The sequence below is a fragment of the Brevundimonas vesicularis genome, from assembly GCF_027886425.1.
Lineage (GTDB): Bacteria > Pseudomonadota > Alphaproteobacteria > Caulobacterales > Caulobacteraceae > Brevundimonas > Brevundimonas vesicularis_C.
Genome location: NZ_CP115671.1, coordinates 811,600 through 826,233, shown reverse-complemented (window position 1 = coordinate 826,233; position 14,634 = coordinate 811,600). Strand labels below are relative to the sequence as shown.

At 69.6% G+C, this 14,634-nt stretch carries 13 protein-coding genes; 6 read left to right on the top strand and 7 right to left on the bottom strand.

From position 1 onward, the window contains the following. Positions 1–8: 8 nt before the first annotated feature. From murU to PFY01_RS04110, 5 genes are all read left to right on the top strand, one after another. The gene (murU, locus tag PFY01_RS04130; protein ID WP_271043022.1) at positions 9–719 is read left to right on the top strand and encodes an N-acetylmuramate alpha-1-phosphate uridylyltransferase MurU; all 711 of its coding nucleotides are present in this window, start codon (positions 9–11) and stop codon (positions 717–719) included. Between the two features lie 71 nt (positions 720–790). Beyond that, positions 791–3,829 carry a double-strand break repair protein AddB gene (gene addB / locus PFY01_RS04125; RefSeq protein WP_271042526.1) on the top strand — a complete coding sequence of 1,013 codons (3,039 nt, stop codon included), beginning with the start codon at positions 791–793 and terminating at the stop codon, positions 3,827–3,829. Next, positions 3,826–7,251, top strand: coding sequence for a double-strand break repair helicase AddA (gene addA, locus PFY01_RS04120; protein WP_271042525.1), 3,426 nt, complete (start codon positions 3,826–3,828; stop codon positions 7,249–7,251). The genes addB and addA overlap by 4 nt, the downstream gene beginning before the upstream one ends. 116 nt (positions 7,252–7,367) lie before the next feature. Further along, positions 7,368–7,697, top strand: coding sequence for a thioredoxin (trxA, locus tag PFY01_RS04115; RefSeq protein WP_017506226.1), 330 nt, complete (start codon positions 7,368–7,370; stop codon positions 7,695–7,697). A 72-nt stretch (positions 7,698–7,769) separates the two neighbouring features. Continuing rightward, the gene (locus tag PFY01_RS04110) at positions 7,770–7,955 is read left to right on the top strand and encodes a hypothetical protein (protein WP_066552684.1); all 186 of its coding nucleotides are present in this window, start codon (positions 7,770–7,772) and stop codon (positions 7,953–7,955) included. Here PFY01_RS04110 and PFY01_RS04105 read toward each other — a convergent pair. Next, on the bottom strand, positions 7,952–9,238 hold the full coding sequence (locus PFY01_RS04105) for a bifunctional folylpolyglutamate synthase/dihydrofolate synthase (protein ID WP_271042524.1): 1,287 nt from the start codon (positions 9,236–9,238) through the stop codon (positions 7,952–7,954). The two genes, PFY01_RS04110 and PFY01_RS04105, sit on opposite strands and share 4 nt — an antisense overlap. Before the next feature lie 36 nt (positions 9,239–9,274). Here PFY01_RS04105 and PFY01_RS04100 point away from each other — a divergent pair, with 36 nt between their 5' ends. Then, positions 9,275–9,718: a DoxX family protein gene (locus PFY01_RS04100; RefSeq protein ID WP_269220526.1), complete on the top strand. Its 444-nt coding sequence runs from the start codon at positions 9,275–9,277 to the stop codon at positions 9,716–9,718. Here PFY01_RS04100 and accD read toward each other — a convergent pair. The 6 genes from accD to PFY01_RS04070 form a co-directional block, all read right to left on the bottom strand. Next, positions 9,673–10,563 (bottom strand): acetyl-CoA carboxylase, carboxyltransferase subunit beta, encoded by an 891-nt coding sequence (accD, locus tag PFY01_RS04095; protein ID WP_271042523.1) that lies wholly within the window; start codon positions 10,561–10,563, stop codon positions 9,673–9,675. The genes PFY01_RS04100 and accD overlap by 46 nt on opposite strands. A 10-nt stretch (positions 10,564–10,573) precedes the next feature. Next, complete coding sequence (gene trpA / locus PFY01_RS04090; protein WP_271042522.1) at positions 10,574–11,416, bottom strand: tryptophan synthase subunit alpha; 843 nt, start codon at positions 11,414–11,416, stop codon at positions 10,574–10,576. After that, a complete protein-coding gene (locus PFY01_RS04085; protein ID WP_055807772.1) occupies positions 11,413–11,892 on the bottom strand; it encodes a hypothetical protein in 480 nt (159 codons plus the stop codon). The genes trpA and PFY01_RS04085 overlap by 4 nt, the downstream gene beginning before the upstream one ends. Then, complete coding sequence (trpB, locus tag PFY01_RS04080; protein ID WP_271043021.1) at positions 11,889–13,091, bottom strand: tryptophan synthase subunit beta; 1,203 nt, start codon at positions 13,089–13,091, stop codon at positions 11,889–11,891. Before trpB ends, PFY01_RS04085 begins: the two co-directional genes overlap by 4 nt. Before the next feature lie 77 nt (positions 13,092–13,168). Next, complete coding sequence (locus PFY01_RS04075; RefSeq protein ID WP_066627907.1) at positions 13,169–13,810, bottom strand: phosphoribosylanthranilate isomerase; 642 nt, start codon at positions 13,808–13,810, stop codon at positions 13,169–13,171. Positions 13,811–13,850: 40 nt separating this feature from the next. Further along, positions 13,851–14,603, bottom strand: a complete 753-nt coding sequence (locus tag PFY01_RS04070) for a pseudouridine synthase (protein WP_165115242.1) — start codon at positions 14,601–14,603, stop codon at positions 13,851–13,853. Positions 14,604–14,634: the final 31 nt, after the last annotated feature.

The window sequence follows — 14,634 nt, the reverse complement described above, 5'->3', positions numbered from 1 at the left end:
AGACCGCAATGGTGCTCGCCGCCGGCCTGGGCACGCGCATGCGCCCGCTGACCGACGACCGACCCAAGGCCTTGGTCGAGGTGCAGGGCCGCGCCCTGATCGACCATGTGCTGGACCGACTGGCGGACGCCGGGGTCGAAACCGCCGTGGTCAATGTCCACTGGTTCGCCGACCGGCTGGAAGCGCATCTGGCGGCGCGCGGCCAAAATCCTAAAAATCGCGGCCCCGAGATCGTGATTTCCGACGAACGCGCCGAACTGCTGGAGACCGGCGGCGGGCTGAAGAAGGCTCACGCCCTGCTGGGCGAGGAGCCCGTCTTCGTCGCCAATATCGACAGCGTCTGGATCGACCGAGGCGGTGCGTTGGCCGATCTGGTCCGTCTGTGGAACCCAGAGACGATGGACGCCGCCCTGCTGCTGGCCCGCCGCGAAGGCTCCATCGGCTTTGAGAGCGACGGCGATTTCTTCATGGCCGACGACGGAAAGCTGACCTTCCGGGGCGACGCCCCGTCCGCTCCGTTCGCCTATATGGGCGTGCACATCACCCGCCCCGGCTATGCCGATCACGGCCCCGACGGCCCCTTCTCCCTCAGCCCCCTTTGGCGCAACTCCGCCGCTGAAGGACGTCTGTTCGGCTGCGTCCTGGACGGCGATTGGATGCACGTCGGCGACCCGCAGGCGCGGGATGAAGCCGAGGCCAAACTGGCGGGAGAGGCGTGAGCGTCTTCGATCCATTTTTGGACGTCCCTCAAGCAGCCGACCGCCGCGCGGTCGGTGATAGGGAAACGGAAATGCGCCCTCGCTGGTACGCCATCCCCGCGCACCGGCCCTTCCTTGAGGACCTGGCCGCCGGCGTCCTGGCCTGGCTGGGCGATCTGCCGCCCGAGACCCTGTCGGACGCCACCATCCTGCTGCCCAACCGCCGGGCCGCGCGTGCCTTCACCGGCGCCCTGTCCAAGCTGTCGCAGGGTCGCCCCATCCTGCTGCCTCAGGTCCGGCCGCTGGGCGATCTTGAGGAGGACGAGCCGCCGTTTACGCCCGGCGCCCTGGGTCTGGACCTGCCGCCCGCCATCCCCGCCCTGACGCGCCGGTTCGAGATGGCGCGGATGATCGTCGAACAGTTCGATGCATCCCTGAGCCCGATGCGTGCATTGGACCTCGCCGACGCGCTGGGCGGCTTCCTCGATTCCTGCCAACTGGAAGAGATTCAGAACCCCGAGCGGATCGCCACACTGGTCGACGGCGAAATGGCCGAACACTGGGAACGGTCGGCCGAGTTTCTGGGTCTGGCGGTCGAGGCCTGGCCCAAGCGTCTGGCCGAACTGGGTTTGGTCGATCCGGCCTGGCGTCGCGCGACCCTGCTGCGCCGCCTCGCCGAGCTGTGGGACCGCGAGCCGCCGCGCCAGCCCGTCATCGCCGCCGGTTCGACCGGCACCGTCCCCGCCGCCGGAGACGTGTTGAAGGCCGTGGCGCGGGCGCCGCTGGGCTGCGTCGTCCTGCCTGGCCTCGACCTGGATCTGGACGCCGGCGTCTGGAACCAGCTGGACGAACAGCATCCGCAAAGTGCGATGAAGCGGCTGCTGGACCGCTGCGAGATCGCGCGCGAGAGCGTCCGCCCCTGGTTCCGTCCCGCCGTTCCTCCGGCCCGCGAGGCGCGCGGACTGGCGCGCCAGCGGCTGGTCAACGAGGCCCTGCGTCCCGCCGAGGCGACCGACGACTGGCGCCGCGCCATCCGCGACATCCGCTCGGCGGCCGTTGCCCGCAAGGAGGCGCGTGATCCGATCGCCGAGGGCTTGCAGGGCCTTTCCCATCTGTCCGTCCGCGCCGAGGAAGAGGCCGCCGCCGCCATCGCCCTGATGATGCGCGAGACGTTGGAAACGCCGGGCAAGACGTGCGCCCTGGTCACGCCGGATCAGGCCCTGGGCCGCCGCGTCGCCGCTCGGCTGGAACGCTGGGGCGTCACCGCGGATTCCTCGGCAGGCGCGCCCCTGTCGCGCCTGCCCGCCGGCGCCCTGGTCGATCTGTGCGCCCGCTGGATCGCCGATCCGGTCCAGCCCCATCTGCTGCTCGCCGTCGTCAAACATCCCCTGGCCCGGTTTGATCTGAGCGACGCTCCTCAGGCCGCCGCCGTCGTCGCGCTGGAAGAACACGCCCTGCGCGGCCCCCGCCCGCGCGACTTCGCCTCCATCCACCGCCGCCTGCTGGAGGCGGTCCAGCCCGACCGGCGCGGCAAGGCGCCGCCCGAATGGAAACAGGCCCGGCTGTCGGCCACGACCCGCCTGGTCGATCAGCTTCAGGCCGCCGTCGAGGCCGCGACCGCCGTCTTCGCGCCCGACGCGGATCTGAACGTCGGCGCCTCGGCCCTGACCCGGCTGATCGAAACCCTGGCCGGCCAGAACGCCTGGGCGGGTCCCGACGGCGAGGCCGCCGCCGCCCTTCTGTCCGGCCTGATCGAGGGCGGGGCGTCGCTGGGCCGGATCCGTCGCGCGGAACTGGCCGAACTGGTCACGTCCCTGGTCAAGGAAAACGTCGTGCGGACCGGCGGGGCCACCCATCCGTCGCTGCGGATTCTGGGGGCCATCGAGGCGCGGCTGGTGCGCGCCGACCGGATGATCCTGGCGGGCTTAGAGGAAGGCGTCTGGCCCCAGGCGGCCCCGACCGATCCCTTCCTGTCGCGCCCGATGCGCAAGGCCCTGGGCCTGCCCCCGCCGGAGCGTCGCCTGGGCCAGACGGCGCAGGACTTTGTCCAGGCCGCCTGCGCCGACGAGGTCATAATGATCCACAGCGAGCGGCGCGGCGGCCAGCCCGCCGTGCGTTCGCGCTGGCTGTGGCGGCTGGAGATGCTGACGCGCGGCGCTGACGCGGCCGAGACGCCCGTCGCCATCGCCCGCCCGACCACCGTCCTCGACTGGGCCCGCGCCCTGGACGCGCCTCCGCCCGGACCGCCGCGCTTCGCCAAACGGCCCGAGCCGCGCCCGCCGGTGCATCGCCGTCCGCGCAGCTTGTACGTCACCCGCGTCGAACGCTGGGTGCGCGACCCTTACGCAATCTACGCCCTGTGGGTGCTGGGGCTGGAGGCGATGGAGCGGCCCGGCGCGTCTGCCGAAGCGCTGGCTCGGGGCAACGCCGTCCACGCCGCCATCGAGCGGCTGACGCTGGACTGGCCGAACGACCTGCCCGACGACTGCGAGGCCATCCTGCACGACCATCTGCTGCGCGAACTGGGCGCACGCGGGTTCGAGGATGCGGCCATGGCCCGCGAGGCGCCGCTGGCCCGCAACTGCGCCCGCTGGCTGACCGAGTTCGAGCGACGGCGTCGGGCGCGCGGCGTCGATATCCTGGTGGAACAGCAGGGGACGATGACCTTCGACGCCCCAGCCGGCCCCTTCACCGTCAAGGCCTTTGCCGACCGCATCGAACTGGCGTCGGACGGCGCGGCGGTCATGGACTTCAAGACCGGTGCGGCGCCGTCCGCCAAACAGGTCAAGTCCGGCTTCGCCCCGCAACTGACCCTGACTGCCGCCATCCTGGCCGACGGCGGGTTCAAGGACACCAACGGCCCGGTCACGCCCGACGAACTGACCTATGTCCGCGTGGTCGGGCGCAAGACGGCGGGCGAAGTCGTCACCCGCGCCTCGGGCTCTGAGGCCGCCGACCTGGCACAGGCGGCGCTGGACGGGCTGAAGCGCCGCGTCGAACGGTTCGACGACGAGAACACGCCTTACGTCTCCTGGGCCGCGCCCCAGTTCATGGGCAACCAGGGCGGCAACTACGATCATCTGGCCCGCGTCTGGGAATGGTCTGTGATCGGCGATGGGGACGAAGAATGAGCATCGCCCCCCAGATCGTCGCCGCCGATCCGCGCCTGACCGTCTTCGTCACCGCCAACGCCGGTTCGGGCAAGACCACCACCCTGGTCAACCGGGTGGCGCGGCTGCTGCTGGATCAGGTCGATCCCGGCGCCATCCTGTGCGTCACCTACACCAAGGCCGCCGCCGCCGAGATGCAGGCCCGACTGTTCGACCAACTGGGCGGTTGGGCCGTGCTGGACGACGCCGCACTATCGCGCGAACTGGCCCGGCTGGACGACGGCGACCCGCAGGCGATGGATCACGCCGCGCTTTCCCGCGCGCGCAAGCTGTTCGCCCGGGCGCTGGAGACGCCGGGCGGGCTGAAGATCCAGACCATCCACGCCTTCTGCGAAAAACTCCTGCGACGGTTCCCGCTGGAGGCTGGGGTCTCGCCCCGCTTCACCGTGCTGGAAGACCAGGCTGCGACCGCCCTAAGCCACGCCGCGCGCGAAGACCTGGCCCGCGCCGCCGTCGCCGATCCGGAAGGCCCCATCGGCCAAGCCTACAGCCATTTCGCCGTCGAGCTGGACTGGCAGCGGTTCCAGGCCCTGCTGTCGATGATCGAGGCCAAGCGCGCCGATCTGCTGGACTATATCGACCGTGCCGAGGCCGGGACCGCGCCCGATCCCTGGTCCTTGACCGGCGCCGAACGCGATCGCAGCCCGGAGGATCTGGAGCGCGATTTCGTCGCCTTCATCGATCCCGGCGAATGGAACCGCATCGCCGAAGCCATGGAAACCGGCTCGGCCAATGACAAAAAGATCGCCGACGCCATGAGCGTCGCCGCCCCTCCCTATGCCGGGTTCGCGGCCCTGGCCGGGGTCTTCTGCACCCAGGCGGGCGAACCGCGAAAGAGCATGGGCACGAAGTCGGCGCCCCAGGGGGCGGTCGGCTGGCTGCTGGACCTTCAGACCAAGTTCCTCGCCACGCGCGAGGCTCTGCGCAAGGCCAAGGTCGCCGACGATACGGTCAAGGTCCTGACCCTGGCCCGCGCCCACGCCGCCTTCTACGAAGCCGCCAAGGCCCAGCGCGGGGCGTTGGATTTTCCCGACCTGGTCGCGCGCGCCGCCGCCCTGCTGACCCAAAGCGGGGCCGCCGCCTGGGTGCTGTACAAGCTGGACGGCGGGGTCGATCACGTCCTGATCGACGAGGCCCAGGACACCGCCCCCGAACAATGGGCCATCGTCCGTGCCCTGACCGGCGAGTTCTACTCTGGCGAAAAATCTGGCCGCACCGTCTTCGCCGTCGGCGACGAGAAACAGTCGATCTATTCCTTCCAAGGCGCGCGACCCGAACGGCTGCGCCAGGAACGCGGCGCCTTCCTCGCCTTGGCCGAGGGCGCCGGCGAGCCCTTCGCCGGGCCGGAGTTGAACACCTCCTATCGCTCGACCGAAGAGGTGCTGGCCTTCGTCGACGCCGTCTTCGCCGATCCCGACCGCACCCGCGCCCTGACCGGCCCGCAAGGCGACATCGCCCGACACCTCCCTGCGCGCGTCGGCCAGCACGGCGCCATCGACCTTTGGCCCCTGTTCCTGGACGAGCCCGCGCCCGACACCGACGCCTGGGACGATCCCGTCGATCAGGAAAGCGCCGGCAGCGCCCGCAAGCGCCTGGCCCGCGACCTGGCTCGCGAAATCCGCCGGCAGGTCGAACGCGGCGTCGCCGTCTTCGATCGCAGCACCCGCGACCTGCGCCCCGCCGGCTACGGCGACTACATCGTCCTGGTCCGCCGTCGCGACGCGACGTTCGAGGAGATTATCCGCGCGTTGAAAACCGAAGGCGTGCCCGTCGCCGGGGCGGACCGGCTGAAACTGTCCAGCCATATCGTCTTCGACGACCTGATCTCGCTGGCGCGTTTCGCCCTCTTCCCCGACGACGATCTGTCCCTGGCCGAGGTGCTGCGCAGCCCGCTGTGCGATGTGGACGAGGACGGCCTCTACGCGCTGGCTGGCCGCGAGAACCGCAAGGCCGGCCAACTTTGGCGTGACCTGCGCGACCGGGCGCATGAACGCCCCGAATGGGCTCGCGCGCGCGATGCGGTGCAGGCCGCCATCGGCGCGCGCGGCGGCGATCCCTTCGCCTTCTTCTCCCAGGCCCTGAACCGGATGGACGATACGGGGCGGTCGGGCCGCGCCCGCATCCTGGCCCGGCTGGGACGTGAGGCCGAAGAAGCCATCGACGAGACCCTGAATCAGGTGCTGGCCGCCGAAAATCGCGGCGCAGTCGATCTGGAAACCTGCCTGGCGCAGTTGGAGGCCGCCGACGTCGAGGTGAAGCGCGAACTGGAGGGCGCGCGCGGCGAGGTCCGCGTCATGACCGTCCACGGCGCCAAGGGGCTGGAGGCGCCCATCGTCATCCTGCCCGACATGACTATGAAGGCGAAGGCGCAAGGTCCGTCCCTGATGCCCGCGGTTACGCCAGAGGGCGAAGACGAGGCTTGGCTGATGGCGCCCGGCTCGGCCAAGGACGACTGCCCCGCCTCGGCCGACGCCCGCGCCGCGCGCCAGGCCCGCACCGACGACGAGACCCTGCGCCTGCTCTATGTCGCCCTGACCCGCGCGCGGGACCGCGTCATCGTCATGGGCCGCGCCTCCAGCCGGGGCGCCGAGGCCGGCAGTTGGTGGTCGATCATCGAAGAGACCTTCGACCGGCTGGGCGATCAGGTGCGTGAGATCGACAACGGCGTGCGCCGCTATGGCGTCGATCCCGAACGCTGCCCGACACAGGCCGCTGCGATCGCCTGCGCCGCCGCCCTGCCCGCCTGGGCCGCCGCCGCGCCGCCCGCCGACGCCGCCGCCCGCTTCGCCTCGCCGTCGCGGATGGAGGGCGGCGCGATCCGCATTCCCGCCCCCTCGCCCCTGGCCAGGACCGAGGCGGGCGGCGCCGCGCTGGGCCGGTTCCGGCGCGGCGACCTGATCCACCGGCTGCTGGAACGCCTGCCCGAGATCGCGCCCGCCGACCGCCCCGACGCCGCCCGGCGCCTTCTGGCGCGCGAGACCGATCTGGACGAGGCCCAGCGCGCCGAGATGATCGCCGCCGCCTTCTCTGTGCTGGACGACGCCCGCTTCGCCCCCGTCTTCGGTCCCGGCTCCCGCGCCGAAGTCGCCCTGACGGGGTCCGCGCCGGACCTGCCGCCCGGCGTCGCCATCAACGGCCGCATCGACCGGCTTGTGGTCACGCCCGAGAAGGTTCTGGTCGTCGATTACAAGACCAACCGCCCTGCGCCAGACGCCATCGAGGCGGTCGATCCCGCCTATGTGTTGCAGGCCGCCGTCTATGTCGCCGTGCTGAAGCGCCTCTATCCCGATCGCCCGGTCGAGGCCGCCCTGGTCTGGACCGACGGGCCCAAGCTGATGCCCATTCCCGAAACCCTGCTGGCGGCGGCGCTCGCCAGCAGTTGAATTGCCCGCGATTCGCTCCCACATCTGCGACCGAACCCGGACGCTCCGGCCAACATCAACCTGCGCTCAAGCAGCGAGGCGCCGCGCGCCGAGCGATAGCGCCCAAGGAGCCCTTTATGGCGACAGTGAAAGTCACCGACGAAAGCTTCGACGCCGACGTCCTGAAATCCTCGACCCCCGTCCTGGTCGACTTCTGGGCCGAATGGTGCGGCCCCTGCAAACAGATCGGCCCGGCGCTGGAACAGATCGCCGACGAACTGGGCGGTCAGGTCACCGTGGCCAAGATCAACATCGACGACAGCCCCATGACCCCGTCCAAGCTGGGCGTGAAGGGCATTCCGACCCTGATGCTGTTCAAGGACGGCCAGATGGCGTCGATGAAGGTCGGCGCCATGCCCAAGGGCAAGATCGTCGAATGGCTGGCCGAGGCCGGCGTCAAGGCCTGAGCCCTTTCGACCCTGTCGGATCAAGCGCCCGCCGGTCCGACCGGCGGGCGTTTTTCATGCTAGGATGGCGCCATGAGCGACGAAGACACCCCGAACCCGGCTGACGACATCCCCGGCGAGACCCCCGTCCAAAAGGCTCTGCGCCTGAAGAACGCCCGGCTGGATGCGCGCGCCAAGCCGCCGCGCGGCGGTCGCTTCCAGCGCGAACAGGCCGCCCGCATCGCCGCCGGCAAGTCCAAGCCCTGGATGACGCGCTAGACCGGCCAGGTCTCCTCGCTGGCGCCCAAGACCTCGCCGGCCAGATACAGCGATCCGCAGATGGCGACCCGGCCCGCGCCCAGGCGTAGCGCCAAATCCAGCGCCTCGCCCACCGATCTCGCCGGGGTCGCCGCCAGCCCATGCCCGCGCGCCACGGCCGCCAGGGCCGCAGGCTCTGCCGCCGCGCCGTCGAAGCCGACGGTGAATACCGTCGCCTGACTGTCCTTCAGCGCAGCGAAGAAACCGCCCGCGTCCTTGTTGTTCAACATGCCGCAGATCAGGGCCAGGGGACGCGGCGCCCGCGCCTGACGCTCAGCCAGAAACGCCGCCAGCGCCCGCGCCGCGTGAGGATTGTGCCCCCCGTCCAGCCACAGCTCCGCCTCCGCCGCCTTGGCCGCAGCGCCGTATGGACCCGCCGAAATCCTCTGAAGCCGGGCGGGCCAACGCACGCGCTTCAGCCCCTCGGCGATCGCAGCCTCGGGCAGGTCCAGTTCGACCGCCGCCGCCACGGCCAGGGCCGCATTGTCGATCTGGTGCGCGCCTGCCAGGGCCGGCGCCGGCAGGTCCATTAACAGTTCGGCCGTCTGGAACGCCAGGCCGCCCCGCTCGGCCCAGGCGTCGAAGTCGACCCCCAGCACGTTCAGCCGCGCATGGACGTCGGCGGCGCGACGTTCGATGGCCGCCATCGCCTCTTCCTTCTGGCGCGCGATAACGGCCGGCGCTCCAGCCTTCAGCACACCCGCCTTTTCCGAGGCGATGGCGGCCAGATCCGTGCCAAGGAACTCCGCATGATCGTAATCGACCGGCGCGATGACGCTGAGCAGCGGCCGCTCGATCACATTGGTCGCGTCCAGCACCCCGCCCAGACCCACTTCGATGATGGCCAGGTCGGCGGGCGTCTCGGACATGGCCAGGAAGGCGGCGGCGGTGGTGCTTTCGAACACCGTGGCCTCGCTGTCGGTTTCGGCCATGACCGCCTCGATCCGGTCCAGGATCGCATTCAGATGGTCGTCCTCGATCAGCGTTCCGGCCAGCCGGATTCGCTCGTTGAACCGCACCAGATGGGGCGAGGTGTAGGCGTGCACCTTCAACCCCGCCGCCTCGGCGATGGCGCGGATCAGGGCGACGGTCGACCCCTTGCCGTTCGTGCCCGCCACATGGATCACCGGCGGAAGCTTGTGCTGCGGATCGCCAAGGGCCGCGCACAGCACGCGCATTCTTTCCAACGAAAGGTCGATCCGCTGGGGGTGGCGCGCGCGTAGTCGTTCGGAGACGGGATCCATCCGCCTCCTTTACCCCCTGATTTCGAGAACCGCGACATGACTTCCAGGCCGCAGATCAGAACCGCGGCGCGCCTCGTCCTCGCGGCCGTCTTCCTGGGCGCGGGCGTGCTGCATCTGATGGTCCCTGGCCCCTTCGTGCGGATCACGCCGGCGTGGGTTCCGCAGCCGGCCCTGGTCGTGGCCCTGACGGGGATCGCCGAACTGCTGGGCGCGGCGGGTCTGACGATCCCGCGCCTGCGCGTCGCCGCCGGATGGGCGCTGGCCGCCTACGCCGTCTGCGTCTATCCGGCCAACATCCAGCATGCCGTGAACTTTATGACGTCGGGCGCAGGGTTAGGCTGGGCCTATCACGGCCCGCGCCTGCTGTTTCAGCCGGTCATCGTCTGGTGGTGCCTGTGGGCCTCGACCGCGATCGACTGGCCCTTCAGGCGGTCTCAGGCGGCGGCGCGCGTGCCGCCCATCAGCATGGACAGGATCTGACCCAGGGTGCGCGGCAGTTCGGCGCGGGTCACGACCCGGTCCACCATGCCCTTTTCCTGCAGATATTCGGCGCGCTGGAAGCCGGGCGGCAGTTTCTCGCGGATGGTCGCCTCGATCACGCGCGGTCCGGCGAAGCCGATCAGGGCCCCCGGTTCGGCCAGATGCACATCGCCCAGCATGGCGTAGGAGGCCGTCACCCCGCCCGTCGTCGGGTCCGTCAGGACCACGGCGTAAGGCAGTCTGGCGTCCTTCAGCTCTTCGATCGCCAGGGTGGTGCGCGCCATCTGCATCAGCGACAGGGCGCCCTCCTGCATCCGCGCGCCGCCGGCGGCGGTGAAACAGACCAGCGGAACCTTGCGGCTCACCGCCTCGCGCGCCGCCTTGATGAAGGCTTCGCCCGCCGCCATGCCCAGCGACCCGCCCATGAAGGTGAAATCCTGAACAATCACGACCGCGTTCTGACCGCCGACCGAACCATAGCCGATGGCCATGGTGTCCTTGCGGCCCGCGGCCTTGCGCGCGGCGTTCAGGCGATCCTTGTAGGATTTGCCGTCCGAGAATTTCAGCGGATCTTCCGGCACGTCCGGCGTGTCAATGGACTGGAAGACGCCGCCGTCGAAGGTGGCCTTCAGACGCGTCGGCGCATCGATGCGCATATGCCGACCCGACGGGGTCACCCAAAGGGCGGCCTCCAGATCCGAGCGATACAGCATCTCGCCGCTGTCGGGATCCTTGACCCAGAGATTGTCCGGGGTGTCGCGGCGCGACACGATCTTGCGGACGCCGGGCGCAAAGCGGCTCAGCCAGCCGCCGCGCTTTTCCTGAGGCTTGGTCTTGTCATTCATCCGCGCGCTCTTAGACGGTTTCCGCCACGGAAGCACTAGCGGCGACGGATCGAACCGCATCGCCCAGCGCCTTCACCCGGGCCAGAACGCGCGCCGCGACGGGTTCGTTCGCCTCCAGCGCCGCCGCCACCTCGTCCACTAGGGCCGAGCCCACGACCACCGCATCGGCGACGCGCGCGATCTCGGCGGCCCGTTCCGGCGTCTTGACCCCGAAGCCGACCGCAACCGGCAGGCCCGAGGCCTTGCGCACCCGCTCTACGGCCGGCGCCACCACATCCGCGTTCGCTTCCTTGACGCCCGTCACGCCCGCGACGGCGACATAATAGACGAAGCCCGACGTGCCCTGGACCACGATCTTTAGCCGCTCGTCGTCCGAGGTCGGCGTCGCCAGGCGGATCAGCGAGACCGAAACCTTGTCCAGCGCCTCGATCAGAGGCCCGGCCTCTTCCGGCGGGCAGTCCACCACGATCAGCCCGTCGATGCCGCAGTCGGCCGCATAGGCGGCGAAGGCGTCATAGCCCAGGCTCTCGATCGGGTTCAGATAACCCATCAGCACGATGGGCGTCGCGTCGTCGCCCTTACGGAATTCCTTGGCCAAATCCATGGTCGAGCGCAGGCCGAAACCCGCCGCCATGCCCCGGATCGCCGCCCGCTGGATCGGCGGCCCCTCGGCCATCGGATCGCTGAACGGAAAGCCCAGTTCGATGATGTCCGCGCCCGCCGCCGGCAGGCCGTTCAGGATCGCCAGCGCCTCTTCACGCGACGGATCGCCGCCCATCACATAGGGAATGAAGGCCGCACGGCCCTCGGCCTTCAGCGCCTTGAAGCGCGCGTCGATACGGGCGGTGGTCATTGTTGCGGCGATCCGGCGGCGGCAGGCGGTGTCGCGGCCGCGGCAGCCGCGCACACGTCGCCTGGAATGGTGGCGAAGCCCAGATAGCCGGGCAGTTCGGCGACGGCGGTCTTGGTGGTGTCGTAGAAGGCGACCATCTGCATGCCGTCGCAGCCGCCGGCCTCACGACGCTTGATGAAGACGACGCGGTTGTCGTCGCCGCCGGCGGCCAGCCAGTTCTTGGTTTCCAGATCGGCGATATAGGCGTCGGCCAGAGCGCCGATCTGGCCCAACTGCGCGGTCACGCAATAGGCCCGCCCCGTCAGATTGTTCAGCCCTCCGCAATCGGGCGACAGCTCCGCGCCGGGCAGTAGGCCGACGTCGGCCGGACCGCCTTGCGGCGCAGCGGGGGCCGGCGTCGGGGTAGGCGTCTGGGCCTGCGCAGCGGCGGCGGACAGGCTCAGGACGGCGGTCGCCGCAAGAAGGGTACGGATCACAGGTTCACTCCCAGATGTTTGGCGACCTGGAAGATGTCCTTGTCGCCGCGCCCCGACATCAGCAAAACGACGTCGCCGCCCTTGCCGACTTCGCGCGCCACTTCGCCCGTCCGCGCCAGGGCGTGGGCCGGCTCCAGCGCCGGAATGATGCCTTCCAGCTTCGAGCACAGCTGAAACGCCTCCAGCGCCTCATTGTCCGTCGCCGAGCGGTATTCGGCCCGGCCGATGTCGTGCAGCCAGGCGTGTTCCGGCCCGATGCCGGGATAGTCCAGCCCGGCCGAGATCGAGTGTCCCTCGACGATGTTGCCGTCCTCGTCCTGCAGCAGATAGGTTCGGTTGCCGTGCAGCACGCCCGACCGCCCGCCCTTCAACGAGGCCGCGTGATCCGGCGTATCCAGGCCATGGCCGGCCGCTTCGACGCCGATCAGCCGCACGCCCTCGTCCTCGATGAAGGGGTGGAAGGCGCCGATGGCGTTCGAGCCACCGCCGATGCAGGCGACCACCGCTTCGGGCAGCTTGCCTATCCGGGCCATCGACTGGCTCTTGATCTCCTTGCCGATCACCGACTGGAAATCGCGCACCATGGCCGGATAGGGGTGCGGACCCGCCGCCGTGCCGATGATGTAATAGGTGTCCGAGACGTTGGTGACCCAGTCGCGCATCGCCTCGTTCATCGCGTCCTTCAGGGTCGCGGCGCCGGCCGTGACCGAGAAGACTTCCGAGCCCAGCAGACGCATGCGGAACACGTTCGGCTGCTGCCGCTCCACGTCCACCGCGCCCATATAGACCGTGCAGGGCAGGCCAAAGCGCGCCGACACGGTCGCCGAGGCGACGCCGTGCTGACCCGCGCCGGTCTCGGCGATGATGCGGGTCTTGCCCATGCGACGGGCCAGCAGGATCTGGCCCATGCAGTTGTTGATCTTGTGCGCGCCCGTGTGGTTCAGGTCCTCGCGCTTCAGCCAGATGTTGGCGCCGCCGAAATGTTCGGTCAGGCGCTCGGCGAAATACAGCGGGCTTTCGCGACCGACATAGTGGGTCAGAAAGCTGTCCAGCTCGGCCTGGAAGCTGGGGTCCGCCTTTGCCGCCTTATAGGCCGCATCCAGCTCGTGGATCAGCGGCATCAGGGTCTCGGCCACGAACTGACCGCCGTACGGACCGAAGCGACCCTGCGCGTCCGGCCAAGCGTAGGCGTTCGACAGCGGCTGGGTGGAATCGGCGGCTTGGATGGGGGTCTGAGCGTTCACGGTTTCGACTTTCACGCGGAGAGGCGTCGCAATTACGACCGGCGCGCGTTTTGGATGAAGGTCGCGATCCGGTCGGCGTCCTTAACACCCGGCGCGCTTTCCACGCCAGAGGACACATCGACCATGGGCGCGCCCGTAATTCTCAGCGCCTCGGCCACATTGTCCGGGTTGAGACCGCCCGCCAGGAACCACGGATGGCGAAACGCCCGGTCCGCCAGCAGGGTCCAGTCGAAAGCCAACCCATGCCCTCCACTGTAGAAGGCTCCCTTGGGCGCTTTGGCGTCCAGCAGCAGGTGGTCTGCCGACGCTTCCATCGCTTCCAGTCCGACCAAGTCCTCTGCGCCGGCCACCCCCACCGCCTTGATCACTGGAATTTCCCAGTCGGCCCGTGCGTTGCGAACCTGAAGCGGCGTTTCGCGACCATGCAGCTGGATCATGTCGGGCCGAAGATCATGAACCAGATCGTCCATCTCAGGACCGACCATGTCGGCAAACAACAATACGGTTTTCGCTCGGCCGCGCGCCCGATCCACCAGCCGCTTCGCCAAGGCCGGCCCCGCGTACCGCGGACTGGCCTTGACCATCACGAAGCCGACGAAATCCGCCCCAGCATCCAGCGCGGCATCCAGCGTGTCCGGCGTGGTCAGGCCGCAGATCTTGATCTTAGTGGTCATCCCTCGACCTGCGCGTTCGATCCCGCAGGCGTCAAGAGCTTCAACCCAGGCTCTCGGGCGTCGTGAAAATCGAGGCGACCTCATCCGCCGTCGCGAGGCGCCACTGACCGGGCGCCAGATCGGCGGGTAGGACCAATCCGCCCAGCCGTTCGCGATGCAGGGTCTCGACGTGGTTGCCGGCGGCGGCGAACATCCGGCGCACCTGGTGATAGCGGCCCTCCGTCACCGTCAGCAGGGCCTCGGTCGGCGACACCACCTCCAGCACCGCCGACGCCAACGGCTTGTCCTCGCCCTCCAGCACCAGCTCGCCCGAGGCGAACAGCGCGCCTTCCGTGCCCGTCAGCGGTCGCGCCAGACCCGCCCGGTAAACCTTGGCCACATGGCGTTTGGGCGAAATCACCCGGTGCAGCAGATCGCCGTCGTCGGTCAGCAGCAGCAGGCCCGTCGTCTGCTTGTCCAGCCGTCCGATGGTCGAGATGGCGGGATCGCGCGCCCGCCACCGTCCCGGCAGGATGTCATAGACCAGCGCCCCCTCTTCCTTGTGTGAGCAGGTCATGCCCAGCGGCTTGTTCAGCAGGATCACCAGCCCCTGCACGGGGTCCAGCGGCTCGCCGTCGATCTCCATTCGCGTGGGCAGGTCCGGCGTCACCGCAATGCGTTTGGACACGTCCGTCAGGTCCGCCCCGTCCAGCACGATGCCGCCCGCCTTGGCCATCCGCGCCATTTCGGCGCGTGATCCATAGCCCATCGAGCCCAGCAGACGATCGACCCTCGACGTCGGGGTTTTCTTCATGCGCTACCGCCCTTCGGACTGCTTGAGCGCG